The following is a 21,554-nucleotide window of genomic DNA, read 5'->3' on the forward strand; positions in this document are numbered from 1 at the left end:
ATATTTAAGATAAAAGAAACATATCGGTCCAGTTTACAGCGATATCATCATGTTCGGCTGCTGCCAGCGCAAACATTGCCCCACTAACCCCTTCGAGCAAACCGAGCGAAGTTGGCCTGTTCATAAAATCAGGGTTATTCAAATCTTTTTCCAAATGATCGAGCGTACTTTCCAACCATACGGCTGCTGCCTGCTGATAAATTTTAAGCCTCGTAAAATGATAAAGCCGATTTAGAAATAGCGCTACACCCGAGGTGCCGTGGCAGAAATGAGAATTGATTTTTATGCCCGATGCTGGTAACAACATCAGCTGCGCAGCCATAACTTTGCCAATTTCATCTGCCATATCTGCATAGGTACTTTGTTTAAAAGATACGCTGCTTTGATATAACAACCATACCGCAGCCAGATCTCCATAACACCAGCTGTAATTATCTGCATAGAAATCACCGTTAATCAGTTCCTGTGTGGTTTGTTTTTCATCAACCAATAAGGGAAAGGCCGATAATGGAACCCCCTCTTTTCTGGGCTGATAATAGCTGATAAAATAATTAAGCCCCTGCTTTATGGCAGCACCAAGCTTTTCTTGCTCAATACCCGCATCATAAATGTTTAATAACACCAGTAATATACCTGTATTTCCATGCGATAGGCTCATATTGGTATTGTCGGTATTTTGAAACAGCTTTACAGTACTGTTAGGGAAGCGCAGCCCCTTTTCGTCTATTACGGCCAATTTAAGTAGTTCATCTATAAGTAGACCTAAGTATTTTGCCCTGTTCGGATCTGCCTTACTGCTCAACAGGTATAACATCTGGCCACTGGCCCCATGTAAAAAATCAGTGTTTTCTTCAGCGAGTAATTTTAGCGTATCCTTAAAGATAAGCTCGTTAATGGGCAGTACCTCTTCCAAAAACATTTCATCAAGATATCCCTGATCTACCAATTTTTGTATTAGGAAATAAAATCCTGATAAGCCGCTACAAAAAGTCATGTATTTGCTCGCTGTATTATCTTGTGCGTTGTAAGATTCGATAAGTTTTTCTAAAGCTATATAAGCCTCACTTTCCCCATCAGGAAAAGCCTTTAACAAGCTGAAATAATAATATACAATACCTGCGTAACCATTAAACAGGTTGCCGTTCTGTACAAATTCAGCTTGATTTTCCTGATCGTGAAGCAAATGTTTAATTTGCGCCAATACCACTTTAAACCGTGTATTTATCACTTTTTCTGTTTGGATAGTGCTCATATTTTTATTTTTTGACGGTGAAAGGTTGATTTATAGTACATTAATAAAAAATCATAAACTACGAGTTCGTGTACACGCTGTTTGGTTTTAAATAAACGGTTCATACTCATGTGGATGTAACTGGTTAAAAATCCGTTTAAGTCCTGATTGATCAGCCCCTGTGCTATTTTCTTTTTTAAGGCTTGTGCTAGTGGGATAATTTCATAACTTCTATACTGGAGCAGATCTGAACCCGAAAAATCATTTCCAGCATCTAAATGCGTCTCTATAAGTGCTTTGCTAAACCTGTATTTGTGAGATAACTGTTTAATCAATAAAGCATCAGAATTAAATTCCTGGTGAAAGGACGCTGATAGACGCTCCATTACCTTCATTTTTTCTGCGAGGGACAGTTCGAAATCATTTAAAAGGCTATCGATAGCCTTAATGCCCCATAACCAGCGCAGCTGCTCAAAGTTTTCTACCATTTCCCTGCGCGATAAGAAACTGGCCACAGCTAAACTATCGTGATAAAACAATTGCTCACTTAGTGTAATACCTGCGGCACTATAGCGCTCTATTTCGCGTTCGTAGGTATCAAACTGGATTTTCCAAACCAAACCTGTTTCAGAAAGTGCTTCAAAAGCCTTATTAATTTCGCGCATTACCGTACCCAGTCCATCCATGGCCTTTACGTGCACCCTAAAGCGCAAATGCGGTTCGGGATCTGCATACCTGATAAAAAACCACTGATCGATCAAACCGGCACCTACCAGTTTCTTGGTCAGCTCCAAAAGTTCATTTCCAATCAGCTGATCTGCTGTTTTTACTCCACAGTAAATTTTTGCATAAAGCCATTCCTCTCCGGGAAAGTACTGCCTTTTTACTATGGGTTCATTTTTATGGTTTGGGTTAAACACTGGCACTTGTCTTTTTTTATCGTCTTTTCTTGCTAATAGCGCTACAAACTGGTTGTTTACCGCTTTTGAATCTTTGTCTTTTAAAATTGAATTGCTAACCGGTAAATATTCTTTAAGTACAATCTGACTGCGTTTTTTACAGGCCGATAGCCAGGCCAATATTTCTATCCGGTTTTCCTGATGTACCAAAAGTTCATTGTCTTCATCGGCATAAATAAATGCGGGAGGGAGTTCCCATTTTTTAAAAAACTGTTGCAAGCGTTTTTCGTGGTCAGCGGCGTTGATATCCAGAATTTCTTTTATATCATCTGCCTGCAGGTACCATGAAGCCAGCGATAGGATTACCCCTTTATATTTTATTCTTGGAATTTTAAAAACACCCATCTTCGGTAAAACCTCCAAGTTTAATCCCAGCCAGTATTTATGGTCGGTACCCTGTAGATCACCTAAAAAATGATATACCGGCAGGGCATTCATGCCGTAATTATGGGCATTGCTGAGCCTGGGTATTACCGCCTTGTTTAAACGTTTGCTCCTTAGGTAAAGCTGGCCGTTACGTACCGAAACCATTAAATCGCTCAGGCTAATTTCACTTTCATCGGTAACGCTGCCCGCCAGTATCGGGATCTGGTAATCTCTAAATTTAGGCCGCGAAGCAATGTTGCCGTAACGGTCTTCGGGCAGGTGGGCCACTTCTGCTACCACAGCATCTTCATAATATGCGTTTTCAACTCCATTTATATCTTGGAGCATCTGCTCAAATTTCTGATCTCCATGACCAAATCTGCCAATCATACAGGCAGCAGTGGGCCATCCGCAATGCTCAAGGTAAACCTGATCTTCAACCCCGCCGTTTAACCTGAAAATGATGGAGAAACTTGGTGGCAGTTCTGAAGGATTAATATGAAGCTGGCTCAGATCGTGCTGATCCAGGTTAATTTCGCCGCCTGCGGTATTGCTTGTTAAATGGCCAATAAGCCATTTGCTAACGTCGGTGTATTGTGTTTCTCTAATTTCGCTGGCTGTACCGGATGAAAAAACCATTCTGTGCACCAGTGGAGCCTCGCCTGCCAGATGTGTATTTGCCGCATAGCCAATCCCCGATTCTGGATCGAGCGCCTGCAATAAAGGTATTTCCTGCTCATCATAACGCTCAGCAAAGCGATTTTTAAAAGATTGCAGCTCTTTGTTGTTATGCTTTGGTGTAACCTGGTTTAAAAACTGAACGGCCTCCATAAGCCTATCTGCATAAGTGTTGCTAAGTGTTTGCGCGGTGCCATCTTTATAAAGGTCGATCTGGAACATGCTATCGCCATTAAATTCAATATTCAGCGACTGTAATATCTCAGTAATTTCTTCTTTTTTATCGATGGTGTTTCCTTCACTCAACAAAATCACCTTAACCGCCCTAAAAGCAGATAAGTATGTATGGGCGTCATTATTGGTGCCATCTGCAGATAAAACACTTTCTAAACTACTAATTATCTGATCCAGAAAATCGGGACCGCTCACCCTTGGTTCGAGTTCGCTTAATAGTATCTGTCCATCAATCAGCTCATCCAAAAAGGCAACAGCTTCTGCGGTATCCACTTCAAAAGAACTGGCAATAAATGCCGCAATAGCAGCATAAGATTGTGCGGTGGTACAGAAATCAATAATTTCTTCCAGATACCCTGAACCACTTACTGATGATACTGTATATTTCCGATAGCCCAGGGTTTTATAGTCAACCATTCTGTAATTTCCATCCATATCGTACAGGGTTTTGTTAACGCTGTACTTTAAAGATTTTTTAATGTGCTCGTTTTTCAATACATAGCGAAAAATGGTACACAACAGCCCCATATCCAAACGGGTATGTTTAACAGTAGCTCCAAGGGCTAATGCCGTATTTTCTCCCCAACTTATGGGCGCACAGCCTGCAAAAAGGCCAAAAGGAGTAGCCCTGGTTTTGGTTCTGTTGATGTATTTAGATAAGGCCACTTCTATTTTTTCGAGCTTTTTAGGGTCGGTAATCGAATCAATCCTACGCACAGCCTCATAAAGGTCTTTTGAAGCAATCCACAGCGCCTCCATAAAAAAATCATCTTCCATAAACTGATAGATCAATTCTTTGCTCATTTGCCCTTCGTTGTGGTAAGACGGAAATCGGAGCATTAAATCTGGTAAAAAACCATATTGCTCGTTAAGTGTGTCCCTTTTCATAGTATCCTGTTTAAAAACCAATTGGGTTAGTACTTCCTTCTTTGGTATCGTTATCTTTAATATTGGTTCTGCTCTTTTTATTTACCTTATTGTTACCAAACTGATAACTAAAGCCAAAGGTTAGGCCCCTGCCATAAACGGTTTGAATGTTCTGGTTGGTTAAGCCGCCGTTTACATTCAGCATATCGTACTCAATCTTATTGTTTAGCGGATTAATTACCCCAACACTCAGGTTTACCCGATCTTTCATAAGCGATTTATTTACCCCGATTGAAGAAGTATTGGGCAATGCTGTTCTGCTCTGGAAAAAATAATTGTTCGAATACAGGTAGTATTCTGCCTGCAGGTTATAGCCACCTTTAAAATTGTAGGTGCCGATAAAGCTGGCATTAAAGTTTAATTTCTCATTATAGGTTGCATTAAATGCCGCATCGTTGGTCGAAATCAGATTTAATGTGCCGCCCACGGTTAAGCTCAACGATTTTGTAACCGTAAGGTTTAAATTGGCAGATGTACCAAACTGCCTGTACGAACCAATGTTTTTGTACGAAATCTGGTTAACGTTATTTACAAACTGGTTAACCCGCAAAATATAGTCAGACCAAAAGTCAGCGCTCGCATCAACATATAAATAGGCCTTGCCTGCATTATGAGAAAAAGCCAGGCTCAATCCATTTTTATGTTCGGGCAAAAGATCGGGGTTACCCTGGGCTACTGTATTGGCATTTACAAAATTTTGGAAGGGATTAAGAAAAGAGATTCCCGGTCTGGAAATTTTGTAACTATACGTTAGGCTAATCATTCCTTTTTTAAGGTTCTTACCTATTACATAGGTTGGCAAAAAACTATTAAAGCCTTGGTTAACGCTGCTATTGGTTGATATAAATTTGGCATCGTTCTGTGTCCTTTCATAACGCAGCCCACCAATCATTGTCCATTTTTTTGGCAAAATCACCTGAAACTGTCCAAAAGCGGCATAAATACCCTGATCGTAGGCATACTCATCATTGCTAGCTGTAGCCATTACCGATTGGTTGCTGATTGCATTTTGATACTGTGAATCAAAGTGCCTGTTCGTAACTTTAATACCAGCCTGTAGTTTATGTTTACCTACTGGCAGCTTATAGTCTGATTGTAGAATAATCGTACGGACCGTACTGTTGTTGCTGCTTAATTCCTGTAAAACGGGCGTGGCCGCTCCAGATACATAATTGTTGATGCTATTGTTTAAATTATCCTGTTTGCCCGCTGTGAAAAGTGCACCAACGGTAAATTCTTTACCTGGTTTGTTCAGTTTAACCTTGTAATCTAAATTGGCCGATAAACTTTGCGATTTTACCGAGTTATCAGAAAAGCGGTTAAACACATTAGAAACACCCTGATCGTTAATACTCGTCTGTAAACCTTGGTTAAAGGTATATGGCGAGTTAGAAACGGTTAAGCCTGCATTTAATGATTGGCTTTTGTTAATTTCATAAAACAGTCCGCTGTTTATATAAACGGGGTTTCCTTCGTAACCTAAGTTGCCACTCTGCGTTTGTAAAAAATTGTTTCTGGCGTAAAGCTGGTTGCTAAACCCAAGTGTTTTAAAATTGGTATAACTGCCGTTAAGCGAAAAGTTAAGCTTGCCCACGCCATAGGTAAAATTTAAAGTTGGCTTAGTGGTATAGCTCTTTCCTATTGTAGATTCTACACCCACGGTAAGGTTGCCCCCTAAAGCGAGTTTGTTTTTTGTTATAATGTTAATGATACCTGCCAAACTCTCGCCATCGCTGGCTGCGCCCGGATTGGTAATCACTTCTATGCTTTCTACATTAGCCGTTGGGATCATTTTAAGTGCCTGATCTACAGGGATGGCATAATCGGTAACCGAGCGGCCATTAACCTGTACCTGTACTTTTTCACTTCCTTTTAAAGATGGAACACCCTTAAAATCGACCGTAACCAACGGAACTTTTTTGATTACTTCGCTAAGCGATTTGTTTTTAGCCATCGGATCGCGATCCACATGGTACACAATCTTTTCTGCCGTGTTTTCTATAATTTTACGTTTAGCGTAAACCGAAACCTCATTTAGCAATGCTGTTTTAACTTTTACACTAAAAACCTGATTCAATACATGATCAGAATGAGCGGGTATAACCAAATTAAAAACCTGATTTTCATTACCCATATAAAATACCTTAACCTGGTAAGTTCCTTCCTTTATGCTTAGTTCGAACTGCCCCAAGGTATCGGTAAGCACCTGCATAACCAATTTTTGCCCACTGCCATTGCTTATGGCAACCTGCGCGTAGATAAGTGGTTCTTTACTAGCAGAATCGATTACTTTACCAGTAAATTTTAGGCTTAAGCTATCTATGTTGTTGCCTACAGCCTGGGTAGAAGCAGCAACACTGGCAGTAGTTAAAAAAACGAATATTAATATCAGGTATGTTTTCATAGCTTTTGGTATTGTGTAGCAAACCCCAAAAAAAGGACTGTTACGGTTAAAAAGCATTGCCGGCGTATTTACCGGCAATGCGGATTGTTTAGCAACTACATTTACATGTACTTGTTGCCGGACAGGTTCTTGAAGCAATAATAGATTGTTTGCCACAACTGTCTCCTTCAGCCTCTGCAGCAGAAAGAATTGGAATATCGATTACAATAGTAGAGCCTTCAGCAGCCTGACCGCCAGCTACCAGTTCCATTTGTTCTTCATTTAACTTTGCAACAGTTTCTTTGTTAAGAGATAGTTTGGTTTTGAATTGCTTTTTCATGTGATAGTTTTTATATGGTTAGTGATTGATTATTTACAGCTACACTCGCAGGTGCTTGTTGCCGGACAGGTTCTTGAAGCGATAATAGATTGTTTACCACAGCTATCGCCATCAGCTGCTGATGCTTCAAGGCTAAGGCCGATTACAATAGTTGAACCTTCTGCTGCGGCCTGGCCACCAGCTACTAATTCCATTTGCTCTTCGTTAAGCTTTGCTACTGTTTCTTTGTTCAGTGAAAGTTTGGTTTTGAATTGTTTTTTCATGTTTTTAATGGTTTTTGTATATAAATTGATTTAATTGTTAGCAACTACATTTACATGTACTGGTTGCCGGACAGGTTTTTGAAGCAATAATAGATTGCTGCCCACAGCTACCGCCTTCGCCAGCAGCTTCTTCAAGGCTAAGGCCGATTACAATAGTAGAACCGTCTGCTGCGGCCTGGCCACCAGCTACCAGTTCCATTTGCTCTTCATTAAGCTTGGCCACGGTTTCCTTGTCTAGCTTAAGTTTGGTTTTGAATTGTTTTTTCATAGGTTTTGTTGTTATAATGATTAAAATAGTTTATCCACAAGGGCAGTTTACAGTGCCTGCAACAGGGCAGGTTTCCTTATTCAGAGAAAGTTTAGTTTTGAATTGTTTTTTCATGTCGATATGAGTTGAATTGATTATTCACATACACATAAGCATGAACTGGTTGCCGGGCATGTTTTTGAAATCTGAACAGTACGTGGTCCACAGCTGGGGCCTACATCTCCGGCTACATCAAGTTCAACGATTATGGTGGTCGATTCGGCTGTTAGGCCCTGGCCACCTGATACGAGTTCCATCTGCTCTTCATTTAATCTGGCAATGGTTTCTTTGGCTAAGGAAAGTTTCATTTTGAGTTGTTTTTTCATGATGATTGGTTTAAATGGGATGAATAATAAACCGCCAAGGGGGAAGATAAAAGGCTTAGAGGATGGTAGATGACCACCCCCTAAGTCACCTTAATTAGAGCCTTTTCGAGCGCTTTTCATAGGTAAAATTTGCTTTTAGGCTTAATGTATCTATTTATACAGCAGTGTATTTTTCTAATCACGCCAATATTGGCTTTAAATAGAGATTTATAACAAACTGTCTTCCTGACTTACACGTTTATGGTACTGGTTTCGTTGGGCAACATGCATTAAAGCATAACCCGACATCTGCCCTTCAAAAGGAAGGTTCAGGTTGAAACGGATATCATCTTCTGATTGGCCGCCGCCGATCATATCACTTAGCTCATCCGATAGCTCTGTTGCAGTGCTACCAAGTCCTAGTTTCTTTAATAATGTTATTTTCATAATTAAATACCTGTTAGTGTTGATGTTACAACTGTTTCTGTTGGAAAATCGTTGCCACGTTGATTAAAAACCATTGTTTTTGCAGACATACTGCGATTAAGAATCTGAATTTGTTTAACTTCGATTTGTGGTAAAGAAACTTTAACTTGATTTTTCATAGCTTTATGGTTTGTTGTTGATATAAATGTGATGTTTGTTAAAAAACTTACAAAATAATTTGTACCAATGAGCGGTTTTGGATGACGAATGAGTAGCTATAAAAGGACAAGTGAATATTCCATTTCGGAGGCAGATACACCTAAATTTAAATGAGTAGAAAAAATATCGGTATGCACATCATATTATGGGTGGCATATATCCTGTACGAAATCCTGATCAGTTATTTTGCCGGGCTAGACCTCCGCCCGGTATATACCCTGCTATCTTTTATCATCAATGCCAGTGTGTTTTATGCTGCCTGGTTAAGTTTTACTTTTATCAAACAGCGCAGCAGGTCGCTGCTATTTATGGTAATTGGTCTTGCTGTAAGCACCCTCTTAATCCTATCCATTTCATCGGCCTTTAAGATTTTAATAGAAACCGTAGGCTACCATAAAGATCTTGCGCTTTACTTAACCCGGTATCAGATTACGGCTTTACTGATGCGTTCACTGTATTTTTACCTGATCGGGATTGGCTTTAGTTTTGCGCAGGTGGTTGCAAAGAGAGACAAGGAGGCTTATGAATACAACTTGGAAAAAATGAGCATGCTGCAGGAGCAGGAACGCTTAAAAAATAATGCCATCCAGGCCGAACTTAACCTGGTTAAATCGCAGATCAATCCTCACTTTGTATTCAACACACTAGGTTTTCTACATGCCAAAACATACAAAGCCCTACCTGATGTGGCTAAATCGATATTAATGCTATCTAATGTGATGCGCCACGCCTTAACCGGCAGCGAAGATGGTTATAGTACCTTAGAAAGTGAACTGAATTATATCCATGATTTTATCAGGATACATGATGAAAGAAACGAATCGCTTTCCATGCAGTACAAGCTCGAGACCAACACTGGTAATAAAAAGGTAATTTCGCTCATTCTCATTACATTGGTAGAGAATATTTTTAAACATGGTGTAATAAAAGATCCGGCAAAGGCAGCAATTTTAAATATCGAAGTAATAGATCATAACCTTCATTTTTATTCTTTTAACTATAAAAACAACAATAAAAAAGTACACTCTAATAAAATAGGAATCGAATATGTAAAACAAAGGCTAAACGAGTTATATCCCAACAATCATCTGCTTACCATTTCTGAAACGGAAGAAACCTACGAATGTAAATTAAACTTTCCCCTAAAAACGCCATGAAACAACTTAACTGTATCATTATTGATGATGAACCCTACGCGCACAACATTTTAAAAGATTATGTAAATAAGGTTCCGTTCCTCAGTTTGGTAGGTGTGTTTACCAATCCGATAGAGGCTTTGGTAGAAATAAGAAGCAACAACATCGATCTGCTCTTTTTGGATATCAATATGCCCGAGTTATCAGGTATTGATCTGATCAAGATGCTGCCTTCTGGTATTGAGGTGATTATTACATCGGCATACAGTGAGTTTGCCGTTGCCGGTTTCGAAAACAATGTATTAGATTACCTGCTTAAACCTTATTCGTTTGACCGTTTTTTGAGTGCTACGCAAAAGGTATTGGATAAATTAATGCTGCACTCCTTAAAAAAGGATCAGGATACCAAACAAAATACAGCAAAGGCTGATGCCTTTTATTTAAAAACCGACCGCGGTAAAATTGTAAGGATAAATTTCGAAGATATTCTCTACATAGAAGGCCTTAAAAATTACTGTTCGGTATTTACAGATACGCAGCGACACGTATCGTTGGTGAGCATGAAATCGCTTTCTGATGGTTTGCCCGAAGGCGAGTTTATCAGAACCCACAAATCGTATATTATTGCCATAAAAAAAATCAAATCCATTGATGGAAACCTGATCTTATTCGAAAACATAGCCGAAAAAGTGCCTATCGGTGTAACCTATCGCGATAGTTTCTTCTACATGCTGAACAAAACGCTGTACAAATAGTTATTTGGCTACCCTGGCCAAACCAGATTTTAGGTGTTTAACCATTAAGCCATACAGCAGGCATTCGTGCAGCCGTTGCTGGCTAACAAAATACCGGTTTAACAGCATGTGGATTAAGCCAGCCAAAAAACTATCGTTCCAATCTACCTGCTGCGCTTTAAGCAGCGTATCTACCGCCACGCGCCTATCATTAAGCAAGGCCTCATAATCGTTCGCCAAAATAGGTAAGATCGTGCTGTACTTTCTAAACAGTTGGTCGATCTGAATTTTAACCACCTTGCTGTCCATTTCCTTTAAAAAAAGCGCTAACTGCGCTTCAGCAAATTTTAACTGCACAGCAGCATCAGTGCTTTTAAGTATCAAATAATCTTTCATTACCCAGAAAATAATTAGCCAGCCCTGCTCTGTGTAATCGTTATTTTCGAAAAGCTTAAAAATATAAGCGCAAAACCTGCTGTCGATATCAAACAGGCTTTCTGCCACCTCTATCTGCCCGGCGCCATAACGCTCCAGCTCACGTTCGTAGGTATCTAACTGGATATTGCTGATCTGTTGGTGAACGATAAAAGGATCGAGTGTATGCTTAACCAAAAAATAAGCCTGCTGAAAATCGGCTGCACTGTGCAGCAATATCCGCAGGCGTATGTGATGGCCATGTTCGTAATAGCGGATAAAAAACCATTTTTTATAACCGAAAGTACCCTCATTGTTATCAAGCAGTTTAAAAAGCGTAATCAGCACTTGCTGCGCTGTATTTTCGTTCAAAAATATTTTAACGTAAAGCCATTCGCTACCCGGAAAAAAGTGCCGCGTTACCGTACTTTCATCAGGTTGGTAACTTGTCTTTTTGGCTTCGCCAAGGGCAAAAAGTGGTGCAACAAACTGGTGTGCATACCGGTTTCCAGCTTCATCCTGTAGTGCAGGCTCCATATCGCTATGCAAACATTCTTTCAGTATCAGCTCACTCATGGTTTTCGAGGCCTCTTTTAAAAAAATATCGATCGATAAGGCAATATCAGTATCTATTAACAGTTCGTTATCCCCATTTACCACAAAAAACTTATCCGGTATTTTCCATTCCTGCCTAAACTGTTCAAAAGCCGCCAGTCGCAGCTTATCGCTACTTTGTTTTTGGGTAATACCGCGCAGGTTTGCCAAAGTAAATTTCCAGGTGGCACGATGTAAAATAAGGCCAAAAGCAGTATCTACCCTTGGGAAAAACACAAAATCTTTTGCCAGCCTGCCCCAGCTAAAAGTTAGTCCGTTTGGCCCTGTTTGGTGCTGTATATCGCACAAGAAAGTATATATGGGGTGCTGCGAGCGGTTATAATTATAGGCACTGCTCAGTTTCGGAACAATCTCCTGCTGTTTCGTTTTCGAAAACAGTTTAAACATGCCATTTTGTAAGCTTACCTCAATTTCGGCAAGGTTAATTACCTGCGTGCCACTGGCATGGTCAACATACTGCAACTCGTGCGACCAAAACTGTGGGTGCGACATTACGTTGGCTGAGCGTTCTTCAGGCAGGTGGATAATTTCGGCATAAATGATATCGGGGTTGGCCAGCATTTCTTCAGCAGCCATGGCCGTGGCCAACTGTTTAATTTCTGCACTGGCATCGGCAAACCTTGCCAAAAGGCCTAAACTACCTGTACCCGGAACCAGCTCGAGGTAAACCCGTTCTTCATCAAAAAGCTGAAAAACTGCCGCCATATTATGAGGCAGACCTGTTAGCGGTTTCTCCTGCACAAAATCTTCGGGCAGGGTGAAGGTATAATCGCCACATACATTGGCCAGGGTTAACACCTTTAACAGTTTTAGGCTGGTTTCGGTATAGGGTGCCTGCTCTACCTGTTTGTTTAAATTGGCATTTAAACCTTCAGTAAGTAAGGTCTCTTTATTGTGCCAATGTCCGTATTCTATACCACTATCCGGATCGAAAGCTTCTAACAAGGGTATACTACGACCCTGGTAACGTTGCAGAAACTGCGCTTTAAACTGCTTAAGCCTTTTATGGGGTTCAAAATCACTTAAATTGTTCAACAGCTTTATTCCCCGTAACAGTTTAGCCTGCAAACTGCTCTGAAGGCTTGCTGCCGCTAAAGTGTTTACCCGCGTAACGTGGAAACAACTGTTCGGGATATCGCCCATCAACATTTTAAGGTTTTCTTCTGCCTGATGGTAATCATCTATTACCGCGATGCTTGCGCCATCTACCTCACCCATTTTGGCTAAAGCCGATGCGATAGACTGTAGTGCTTCTTGCATATCTGTTGGCCAGGGCTGCGGTAAATAATCAGGAAATTGAACGTCGATGCCAGGTTTGCCGGTATAGGTTAAAAACTGAACCCGAATCAGCTGATCAATAAAAGCAGCAGCTTCATCAGCATCAAAATCGCCAAGAAGCTGTACAATTGCTGTCCGCGTTTTTGCCTCTTTTTGTAGTGTACTTACCAGGTAGGCGATAACTTCGTTGTGTGCCAAACCTACAATTCCATACTCGCGTTCACCATTAACTACCTCGTAAGTAATAAATTTGTATTGCCTGCCCTGTAGGTAAATGGTGTTGTTAAGCCTGTAGGTAGCCTGTGGATGATTTACTTCGCCCAGGCTGGCCAGCTGCCCATTAACAGCGGCATCTAACGTAATACTTCTTTTAAAACTGTTGCCCAGCACCAAACTTTGCCCATCGCCCCATTGCAGTGCACCGCAGCCTGCAAACAAGCCAAAAGGGGTAGAACGGTTACTCATCCTCGCCAGGTATTTATAAAAACTTTTTATTAATCCGTCTTTTTTTAAATCGTTTATTTCGCCGGTATTGCTAAATAGTTTATCAAGATCGTTAAAGAGCGACCTGCTGGCCAAATAAATGCTTTCGCGTATAAAAGGCTGTTGCCACATTTGCAACAGCGCTTCCATTTGCAAATTGCTATGTACGGGCAAAGCCGCAGACCTAACAATTAAATGTTGGTAAAATGAGTATTTCACGAGATGGCGTAATAAATAGATTTAGAATGGAATTACTGTTTAGCTCAGATTGTTATTGTACTCACAATCAACCACTAATATAACGAAAGAAAAAATCCATTCCATCATTCTTTTTACATTTTTTAACCACAAAGGCAGGAGAAGAAAAAGCAAATAGAGCAGAGTGTGTAATTGCACTATATCGGTGATCCTACATCCTAAAATACCCTTCGACTACACACAGGGTAATGATGCGCGGAGAATGACACATTAGTTGAATCATGACTTCAGGCTCCCGACTTAGGACTAAAAATCCCATATTTCCTTAGCAAAGGCACAAATTGTCTTGGCAATTTTATATCTTGCTTTCTAAATTAACACAATACTCGGAGGTGATGCTTGACCTTTTTTTAATCGATCTTATCCAAACCGGACAGGTAACAGTGCCCAATCAAATTGTAGATTTTGATGCTGCCACCTCAGATCAAGCTATTGTATTACTGGAAGCGTATTACCAGGCAGACGCGTTAACCATGCCTCACAATGCCCCGAATTTTGATCCCGAAGCAGCGCTATGGGCTGCGAAATATATTTTCAGCACTTTACAATTGGTTTTGCTCAGAGATATCGGCGAAGAAAAATTAAATCAATTACTAACTGACTACAAAGGCGCTTATACGTCCGAAGCTGTATATTCAGCAGATTTGATGTTGCGTTTCCTGCCCGACATTTTCAGGTTTGCAAGTGGCTTATCGCCAGAAGACCCTTTAATTTACAAGTTAAAAACAACAGCCCGGCTTTGGCCCTTTTCAAGCATAGGGATAGCTGGCATAAACGTAACTGTAGGAGACAAAATACTTGATCACCCTTCACTCAGAGTGGCTTACATCGATCGGATTATGTTGAAAAAGGACATTAACAGGATCAATGGCGAACATGAATTAAAATTAATGAAAGAAGCATTAGGCGCATACCAGACAAAACTATGGCCTGGTTTAAACCTGGTCCTTAACAAAGAAACGATATGAACGAAATCCAATTAGCCACACATTTAACCATTGATAAGCTGAAGCAGGTATTACAGCATTTAAAAAAGGTTTTTGTTGGTAAAGATGAAATCATCGACCTCATGGGCATTTGCCTCGTAGGTAGAGAAAATCTTTTCATTTTAGGCCCTCCAGGAACCGCAAAAAGTGCAACCGTACGCGAACTATCCAAATTGATAGATGGACAGACCTTCGAGTATCTGCTTACCCGTTTTACAGAGCCAAACGAACTTTTCGGCCCTTTTGATATCCGCAAGCTCAGAGAAGGAGATCTGGTAACCAACACCGATGGCATGCTTCCGGAAGCATCGCTCATTTTTTTAGACGAACTTTTAAATGCGAACAGTGCCATATTAAATAGTTTGTTAATGGTGCTCAACGAGCGGATTTTTAGACGTGGAAGAGAAACGCGTAAGCTACCCGCGCTGATGGTAATTGGCGCCAGTAACCACCTGCCCGAAGACGAAGCCCTGCAAGCCCTTTTCGACCGCTTCCTCATCCGTGTAAAATCAGACAATGTTGACCCACAGGAGCTCAATGCCGTATTAAACGCAGGCTGGGTACTCGAACAACAGGAAGGAAATGATAAACCTGCTATCTCGGTAGCCGAAATTGCCAGTTTACAAGAACTTACCGCGAAGGTAGACCTTCAGGAAGTTAGGCCCGCCTATATTGAATTGATCCATAAAATGCGAAATGCCGGATTACAGGTTTCCGATCGCCGGGCCGTAAAACTGCAACGGATGATTGCCGCAAGCGCATTGATTTGCAAACGAAATAAAGCCGTGCCCTCTGATCTTTGGATATTAAAGCACATTTGGGATACAGAAGAACAGCGCGAAATTATCGCCAATATTGTTAATGTGATCATCACGACCGATATTTCTGATAACCAGCATCCCAGGGCGAAAGAAAACGCCAAACCCGATGCAGAAGAAATTTATAAAGAGGTACAGCATTTAACCGAGCAATGGGCATTGCCCGAAATTGCAATGGCCGAAAGATCATTAATTAAAGACCGATTGGTACACCTGAACAACCGCTGCGAATGGATCGGAAACGAAGCACAACGCAAATATGTACAGGAACCGATTGATCAGCTTTGGAAACAGATTATGCAAACCGCATGAACATAAGGGTACTGGTTGTAGAAGTTAAATACCAAGATCAGATTGGTCATATCAGGGCGGTTGAGGGCTGGAGTGCCTGCAGGCGGGATGAGCTGATCTGGCTGAAGGGACCTTTGGATAATAAACACAACCAGGTATTGATCGATTCTCTCCCTATTTTAGCGAGCTATAAACTCAACGGGCAAAATCGTCTTTTCCCAGATGGAAAATTAACCCCAGTTGCCCTACTCAATGCCATGGAGTGGAAAACACTGCCTGAATTTATGCCGCTAGAAATGCCTGTATCGGCAATTCCGGCGCAGCAAACGCCGCTAATGCCTGTAAACTTAGTGCGCAACCAAAACCCGCAGCCCGCATATGCCCTGCAAACCAATTTTATGGCATGGAAAAAGTATGTAGACGGAGCGCCACAGATCCGTTTGCAGCACCTAAAGTTTGTCGTATCAACAGCACAAGAAGTGTTTATTATTGGCGATCCGCTGCCTCCAATACCTGGTAAAAGTTTTTGGCTAAATGGAAGTCTGCTTGTTTCGGCCGGATATAACTTCGATCCGCCATTTTTAGCCAGCCTGCTTAACCAAAAGCTTAAACCAATTACACCATCATATATCCTTTTTAACAAAAACGGCAAGCAAAACAGCATCGCGATTGATCTTTTTAAACCCGCTGATCGGGCAGTTGTCAGGCAGGTTTCATTTTAACATATGGCTTACTCCTCACAAAATACCGTCGATTATTTTAAGGCCTATCAAAATTATTTTTGGAGGTGGGCGGAGCATGGGCAGGTCATCGAATTTGCCAACCAAAAAACCATCTGCTACCGCAAAGACCTATCCAATATTTTAAAAGAACTTCCTAACACCACCTCGCTTTCTTTAGGCACTATTCTTTTGATTTTATGTGCCTGTAAAGACGATTGGGAAACCGGCTATAATGCCAAACAAACTTTGTTGGATATTAGCTACAGCCTCATGGATGCCAGTAGCACCATTGACGATCCAGACCACGAACTAAAAATACAGGCTTACCAGTTTTTATGCATCGTTAACCAATTGCCCTACCAGTACCGCTCCGAAATGAACAGGGTGTTACTACTCCAGTCTATTTTTGATGCACTAAGCGTTAAAGGATACCACATGGGTCTATTGCCCCTATTGAAGGAATTTAACAGTGGCGAAATGGACGAAGATATTTTTGGCGAACAGGCAATACTTAAACAGATAAACGTTGTACAGGATCTCGCACCATTGGCGGCCGCCCTCTCCGTTTTCAAAGATGTAGAAAGCTTAGTGCTTAAACAGCGTACCGGACTTACAGCGCTACCCATTCCCATTAATATTCCTCAGCCTGAACCTGTTGGAAAAGACCTTTTGGCCGAACTGGAAAACGATAAAAAAACGAATACGGTTAGCCAGCTGGCCAGAAAGATTATGGCTGCTTTAAGTATCCCGATGTACCTGAACAGCAATAATGAACAAAGTTTGGGCGGGATTTCTGATATCGCCAACAAAGGCACCTACGATAAGCTGTTGCTGAGCGAACTCGCGCAAGACGACCTCTTGCTCTCCGCCCGGTTAGCCAATAATGAAGCGCTTTTTCTAAAACGCGAAACAGCACCTAACCATCAGGTGCAGCAATTGGGTATCATTATCGATTCTACACTGAAAATGTGGGGATCGGCACGGATATTCGCTGTTGCAGCCGCCCTGGCTTTTAGAGAAAGCAAAGAAAAAAACCAACAGTTAAAAGTATGGTCGTTGGGCGGGAAGCACCTCAGCATAGCAGAACTCGAAACCAAAAAAGATACTGAAACCCTACTCGAAAAGATGGATCCTGCCCTGCACTGTGGCGAAACGCTGGTTAAGGCTTTCGCAACGCATGCCGAAAAAAATGGCAGGTATATATTAATCACCTCTGCCCATTTTTTAAAAGATGCTGCTCCTGCGCCCTATTTTTTAAAAATCAGAGATCAGTTAAATTATCTCATCACCATATCTGCTAGTGGACACCTACAGATGATCCGGTTCAGCAAAAATCAATCAAAACTGATCAGAGAGGCGCATATCGATTTATCCGATCTTGTTGCCCACACCCATCAGAAAAAGATTAAACAAATTAACCAGGCCGATCTGCCCGCGGTACTGTACGAACCTGAATTTCCACTTTATTACCCCACTTCAAAAATCAGGCTGAACTTCGGTAATGTGTGCATGTTAGCAAACAGCACGGCAATTGGCATTTCAATCGATTCGCGCCTGCTTTTTTGGCCTGATAAAAACCTGGGCGCAAAAGAACTGGCCGTGCAGTTAACACGTGGCCAATATTGTTTCGGTGAGATGGAAAATACCATTTTTATCATGCTCATTCCCGAAAACAATAAAGCAATAGAAATATATAGGATCGACGCCAAGACACTTTCACATAGCGTAACAGAAATAACCATTCCGCACAAAGCAGCAACCGATCTTCAGTTTATCAGGCCCTATTTTTATTTCAAAAGTAAAACACAGCTAAGCATTATCGATCCGCGTAACGGAGCAGTTATCACTTCCAACAACAGCATTAATGAGCTGATCTCGCGCCAAGAGAGCGTTTCGCGGGTTTTTCAAAGCCAGTTAAAAAGGCACCTCAATAATGGCTATAGCACTATTAATTCTGTTAAAAACATCCATGTAAATACCGCCGGAATAATTTTTTCTGATAAGAAAGAATTTCTACTGGTTAATGATAAATTTTATTGGAAAGATAATCAAAAGTCCACGGTTAACTGGTTAGCTTCTCCCTCGCAATACATTTTAAAGGTAGATCATTTGCCCTTTATCAGGTTTACCAAATTTACCTGGAAAAATGGAAGCACAGCCACTATGGACTCGAGAGGGATATTACACCTAAAAAGCAGTAATCCGCATATTCCAGAAATTGGCATCATCATGATCGTTAATCAGCCCACGGCCTGTTGGAGCGCCGATGGACAGGTTAGTGGATCAACCTATTTTACAGGGAGTGCCAGTGCCGGGAAATTAAAACCCAGCGCATTTTATGAAAAATATATCCAGGCTTTTATAGATGGACTAAAATAATATGGAACTTCAACTCCGCTATCAGGCAAAATCTTCCCTTCCCATCTGGGGCGCTTATTTACCAGGCAGCCCAGCCAATTGGTTTGCAGAAATGGCCAACTGGTCTGTAGATTTTTTATCCATCAGGGCCTATCTCGTGCCCGAAAGTAAGGCACAGAACAACTGTGTAGGGTTGTTTGTGGTTTTTGGAGCCGCTATTCCGAAAAGCGATCAGATCAGATATCCTTATGCCCGGGTAACCGAGGGCTTTTTCATTCCTTTACATGCCAAACTTTTTCCCGAACTGCTCCATACCGAATTAAGCGCCTCAAAACTTTGGGATACGCAGTTTTTTCATCCCAATATAGGCCTCGTAGGCTTCGAACAACAGGATAGCTACGCATTGGCAGACCTGATTGAAACACCAGAAACAGTAGAAAACAGCTGGCTCCATAATTTACCTTTGGCACCTAATCTGCCTCAACTCCATTCGGTGATGATCGAACCATTGATGCCTACCGATGCCATTGATGATTTAAAAGCGTTGATTAATACACAGCCGTTATCCGATATCCCTAAAACAGAAGAAGATAAACAGCCTAACAATAAGTGGAGCAGCATTTTAAAACCTTTAAGCACCTTCGGGCTTTGGGTATTGTTAGGCTTTGCTTTTATCGGTAAATTTCTGCTCCAAATCATTGCCTTTCTATTTCCTAAACAGGCGGCTTCCATAGCAAATGCACAAGCCCCCAGCTTTCTACAACAATTAGATACCTGGATCAATCAAAAAATGGCCTCCATCGAAAAACAGCGAGATAGCGAACTCAATAGATTGGTAAAGCTATTTGATAAAGATAAAGATGCCGCTTTACAGTATGCCATCCCGTTAAATAGTGCGTACTTAAACCGCGGCACTGCGGCACCATCGGGCAAATTGAGCAGGAGAAGCCTGAACCTGAATTTTAAGAACTTTGGCAACGGAATAGCTGCCGATGTTTGGGATTTAGGCAGCTACAGGTGGGAACTTCAGCAACGTTATGAAAAAACGGCTACACAGGCCATACTAGCTGGCGATTTTAAAAAGGCAGCCTATGTTTATGCCCACCTCCTGGGCGATCTTGGCAGGGCAGCAAGAACCTTACATGAAGGCAAACATTATCGCGAAGCTGCGGCAATTTATAAAGACCACCTGAATAATAAAAATCTGGCTGCCGATTGTCTAGAAAAAGGTGGACTTTTAAACGAAGCCATAGATTTATATGTAGACTTGGCCAACTACGAGAAAGTTGGCGATCTATATAGGCAAATGGGGCAACAGCAACAGGCGTTAAAATATTTTGAAGATGTAGTGCAGCAGGCCTTGGGCGCCAGAGATTACTTAAAGGCTGCAAGTATGATCGAACTTAAAATTGGCGATCTAAAAAGAGGTGAAGAAATGTTACTTAGCGGCTGGCACAACAACAATCAGGCAGAACAATGTTTAAAACGTTATTTCGAAATTACCGTACAAAACGGAATGTCTTTAAATAAAACGGTCGGCATTTTTTACACCGAGCAACTAAGCAGGGGCAAAGATACTGGTTTTTTAAGGGTACTTGCCGATATTGCCGAACACAATGAAGATGAAAGCCTTAAGGAAACAGCTCTAAACATTTGTTACGAAATTGTAAGCCGGCAAACTGCAGCTGGCGATTTTAGTGCTTTAAAAATGATGGATCGGTTTATCAGCCAGGATCCAATGATTGTGCAGGATATAAACCGTTATGCGATTAACCATTATAAAGAGATTAAACAGCAGCAGGCAGGTTATTATATTCAACTGGACCGTGAAATAAAGTGGGTTGATTTCTGTAGTTTCCACGATCAGTTGATCGGCATTGGTATCAAAAATGAAACCATGCAGTTGCTCCGCATGAAGTGGGAAGATTGTATGGATTATTTATACCTATTTAAAGCCGATATTGGCGAACATTATACTTTAACAGCCGACTCAGGCATATCAAGCCGCATTTTAATCAGTGGAGATGCTGTTCCAAATCAATACCGCAAATTGCCGGAAACCCACGATTTCGAAAGGGAAATAGATCTTCATCAAGTAAGTTGGCTGGGGCCGAACAAGATTGGAGCCATTGAGCCGACAGATCAAAAAAAAATATCTGTTCTTTTAACACATGGCGAAGACATTCGGTTAAACAGCTATACGGTATTAGGGGAGCCCCTAACTTCTGTTATTTGTACCTGGGATAAATCGTCGATTGATGCCTATCAGATTTTTTCAAACAAAAACAAGATGTACTGGCGCAAAGATCACCTCTACTTCACCGGAAGTGATATGTTGCTGCGTACAGCTGATACCGGAATGCTCGAAATGTTATTTGTCGAATCGCCCGTTATCAACTTTTCGGTAAGCAGTGTGCATACTGCACTAAAAATAGCAGTATTAACAAACGATGGCTGCCTGGTTGTTAGCCCTACGCTAAAAGAAATGCCTATCAGTATCCCGATTTTCGCGGCAGACTTAAGCGCGCATTGTATACAGATACTTCCCGACAATCACCTTGTTGTAGCCAATAACGTAAAAGCACAGGTATACGATATCAGCGGCAAAAAAGCCCAGTTATTATTCGAGGTGATCACAGATCATGATATTGTCCGCATTTTTAATGTTCCTAAACGGCATCATTTTGGTTTACTAGAGGCCGATAACCGCATTTCGGTACACATTATCGATAAAGAAGAATAATGGAAAAGGGCGTAATTTTAGGCCAAATGCCTTGGCTGTTTCAATCATCCGCGTTCTTTTTAACCACAAAGGGCACAAAG

At 41.3% G+C, this 21,554-nt stretch carries 17 protein-coding genes; 7 read left to right on the forward strand and 10 right to left on the reverse strand.

Going from position 1 to position 21,554, the window contains the following annotated elements; genetic code table 11:
* Positions 1-4 precede the first annotated feature (4 nt).
* From EZ456_RS00810 to EZ456_RS24995, 9 genes are all read right to left on the reverse strand, one after another.
* Complete coding sequence (locus EZ456_RS00810; RefSeq protein WP_131526437.1) at positions 5-1,252, reverse strand: lanthionine synthetase LanC family protein; 1,248 nt, start codon at positions 1,250-1,252, stop codon at positions 5-7.
* Positions 1,249-4,356: a lantibiotic dehydratase gene (locus tag EZ456_RS00815; RefSeq protein ID WP_131526438.1), complete on the reverse strand. Its 3,108-nt coding sequence runs from the start codon at positions 4,354-4,356 to the stop codon at positions 1,249-1,251. Before EZ456_RS00815 ends, EZ456_RS00810 begins: the two co-directional genes overlap by 4 nt.
* 10 nt (positions 4,357-4,366) lie before the next feature.
* Positions 4,367-6,799, reverse strand: coding sequence for an outer membrane beta-barrel family protein (locus tag EZ456_RS00820; RefSeq protein WP_165501199.1), 2,433 nt, complete (start codon positions 6,797-6,799; stop codon positions 4,367-4,369).
* Between the two features lie 88 nt (positions 6,800-6,887).
* Positions 6,888-7,118, reverse strand: a complete 231-nt coding sequence (locus tag EZ456_RS00825) for a class I lanthipeptide (RefSeq protein WP_131526441.1) — start codon at positions 7,116-7,118, stop codon at positions 6,888-6,890.
* A 29-nt stretch (positions 7,119-7,147) separates the two neighbouring features.
* Positions 7,148-7,381 carry a class I lanthipeptide gene (locus EZ456_RS00830; RefSeq protein ID WP_131526443.1) on the reverse strand — a complete coding sequence of 78 codons (234 nt, stop codon included), beginning with the start codon at positions 7,379-7,381 and terminating at the stop codon, positions 7,148-7,150.
* Positions 7,382-7,418: 37 nt separating this feature from the next.
* The gene (locus EZ456_RS00835) at positions 7,419-7,649 is read right to left on the reverse strand and encodes a class I lanthipeptide (protein WP_131526445.1); all 231 of its coding nucleotides are present in this window, start codon (positions 7,647-7,649) and stop codon (positions 7,419-7,421) included.
* Positions 7,650-7,783: 134 nt separating this feature from the next.
* The gene (locus EZ456_RS00840; protein ID WP_131526447.1) at positions 7,784-8,014 is read right to left on the reverse strand and encodes a class I lanthipeptide; all 231 of its coding nucleotides are present in this window, start codon (positions 8,012-8,014) and stop codon (positions 7,784-7,786) included.
* Positions 8,015-8,221: 207 nt separating this feature from the next.
* On the reverse strand, positions 8,222-8,440 hold the full coding sequence (locus EZ456_RS00845) for a hypothetical protein (protein ID WP_131526449.1): 219 nt from the start codon (positions 8,438-8,440) through the stop codon (positions 8,222-8,224).
* Between the two features lie 2 nt (positions 8,441-8,442).
* Entirely contained in the window at positions 8,443-8,598 is a 156-nt protein-coding gene (locus EZ456_RS24995; protein ID WP_165501200.1) for a hypothetical protein, read from the reverse strand.
* Between the two features lie 150 nt (positions 8,599-8,748).
* On the opposite strand from EZ456_RS24995, the gene EZ456_RS00850 reads away from it, so the two are divergent.
* The gene (locus EZ456_RS00850) at positions 8,749-9,795 is read left to right on the forward strand and encodes a sensor histidine kinase (protein WP_131526452.1); all 1,047 of its coding nucleotides are present in this window, start codon (positions 8,749-8,751) and stop codon (positions 9,793-9,795) included.
* Positions 9,792-10,529: a LytR/AlgR family response regulator transcription factor gene (locus EZ456_RS00855; protein WP_131526454.1), complete on the forward strand. Its 738-nt coding sequence runs from the start codon at positions 9,792-9,794 to the stop codon at positions 10,527-10,529. Before EZ456_RS00850 ends, EZ456_RS00855 begins: the two co-directional genes overlap by 4 nt.
* Here EZ456_RS00855 and EZ456_RS00860 read toward each other — a convergent pair whose 3' ends face one another.
* A complete protein-coding gene (locus EZ456_RS00860; protein WP_131526456.1) occupies positions 10,530-13,517 on the reverse strand; it encodes a lantibiotic dehydratase in 2,988 nt (995 codons plus the stop codon). It lies immediately after the preceding gene.
* A 374-nt stretch (positions 13,518-13,891) separates the two neighbouring features.
* On the opposite strand from EZ456_RS00860, the gene EZ456_RS00865 reads away from it, so the two are divergent.
* Genes EZ456_RS00865 through EZ456_RS00885 form a run of 5 tightly spaced genes read left to right on the forward strand, consistent with a single transcriptional unit; the run spans position 13,892 to position 21,474 of the window.
* On the forward strand, positions 13,892-14,524 hold the full coding sequence (locus tag EZ456_RS00865) for a hypothetical protein (RefSeq protein ID WP_131526458.1): 633 nt from the start codon (positions 13,892-13,894) through the stop codon (positions 14,522-14,524).
* Entirely contained in the window at positions 14,521-15,672 is a 1,152-nt protein-coding gene (locus EZ456_RS00870; RefSeq protein ID WP_131526460.1) for an AAA family ATPase, read from the forward strand. The genes EZ456_RS00865 and EZ456_RS00870 overlap by 4 nt, the downstream gene beginning before the upstream one ends.
* The gene (locus tag EZ456_RS00875) at positions 15,669-16,373 is read left to right on the forward strand and encodes a hypothetical protein (protein ID WP_131526462.1); all 705 of its coding nucleotides are present in this window, start codon (positions 15,669-15,671) and stop codon (positions 16,371-16,373) included. Before EZ456_RS00870 ends, EZ456_RS00875 begins: the two co-directional genes overlap by 4 nt.
* 3 nt (positions 16,374-16,376) lie before the next feature.
* On the forward strand, positions 16,377-18,752 hold the full coding sequence (locus EZ456_RS00880) for a hypothetical protein (protein ID WP_131526463.1): 2,376 nt from the start codon (positions 16,377-16,379) through the stop codon (positions 18,750-18,752).
* 1 nt (position 18,753) lies between these two features.
* Positions 18,754-21,474 carry a hypothetical protein gene (locus EZ456_RS00885; protein ID WP_131526464.1) on the forward strand — a complete coding sequence of 907 codons (2,721 nt, stop codon included), beginning with the start codon at positions 18,754-18,756 and terminating at the stop codon, positions 21,472-21,474.
* Positions 21,475-21,554: the final 80 nt, after the last annotated feature.

Source organism: Pedobacter psychrodurus (genome assembly GCF_004331735.1).
GTDB lineage: Bacteria > Bacteroidota > Bacteroidia > Sphingobacteriales > Sphingobacteriaceae > Pedobacter > Pedobacter psychrodurus.

Bases quoted from the DNA above. Each gene is read 5' to 3' on its own strand.
- EZ456_RS00810 (WP_131526437.1), bottom strand. From the start codon at position 1,252: ATGAGCACTATCCAAACAGAAAAAGTGATAAATACACGGTTTAAAGTG.
- EZ456_RS00815 (WP_131526438.1), bottom strand. From the start codon at position 4,356: ATGAAAAGGGACACACTTAACGAGCAATATGGTTTTTTACCAGATTTA.
- EZ456_RS00820 (WP_165501199.1), bottom strand. From the start codon at position 6,799: ATGAAAACATACCTGATATTAATATTCGTTTTTTTAACTACTGCCAGT.
- EZ456_RS00825 (WP_131526441.1), bottom strand. From the start codon at position 7,118: ATGAAAAAGCAATTCAAAACCAAACTATCTCTTAACAAAGAAACTGTT.
- EZ456_RS00830 (WP_131526443.1), bottom strand. From the start codon at position 7,381: ATGAAAAAACAATTCAAAACCAAACTTTCACTGAACAAAGAAACAGTA.
- EZ456_RS00835 (WP_131526445.1), bottom strand. From the start codon at position 7,649: ATGAAAAAACAATTCAAAACCAAACTTAAGCTAGACAAGGAAACCGTG.
- EZ456_RS00840 (WP_131526447.1), bottom strand. From the start codon at position 8,014: ATGAAAAAACAACTCAAAATGAAACTTTCCTTAGCCAAAGAAACCATT.
- EZ456_RS00845 (WP_131526449.1), bottom strand. From the start codon at position 8,440: ATGAAAATAACATTATTAAAGAAACTAGGACTTGGTAGCACTGCAACA.
- EZ456_RS24995 (WP_165501200.1), bottom strand. From the start codon at position 8,598: ATGAAAAATCAAGTTAAAGTTTCTTTACCACAAATCGAAGTTAAACAA.
- EZ456_RS00850 (WP_131526452.1), top strand. From the start codon at position 8,749: ATGAGTAGAAAAAATATCGGTATGCACATCATATTATGGGTGGCATAT.
- EZ456_RS00855 (WP_131526454.1), top strand. From the start codon at position 9,792: ATGAAACAACTTAACTGTATCATTATTGATGATGAACCCTACGCGCAC.
- EZ456_RS00865 (WP_131526458.1), top strand. From the start codon at position 13,892: ATGCTTGACCTTTTTTTAATCGATCTTATCCAAACCGGACAGGTAACA.
- EZ456_RS00870 (WP_131526460.1), top strand. From the start codon at position 14,521: ATGAACGAAATCCAATTAGCCACACATTTAACCATTGATAAGCTGAAG.
- EZ456_RS00875 (WP_131526462.1), top strand. From the start codon at position 15,669: ATGAACATAAGGGTACTGGTTGTAGAAGTTAAATACCAAGATCAGATT.
- EZ456_RS00880 (WP_131526463.1), top strand. From the start codon at position 16,377: ATGGCTTACTCCTCACAAAATACCGTCGATTATTTTAAGGCCTATCAA.
- EZ456_RS00885 (WP_131526464.1), top strand. From the start codon at position 18,754: ATGGAACTTCAACTCCGCTATCAGGCAAAATCTTCCCTTCCCATCTGG.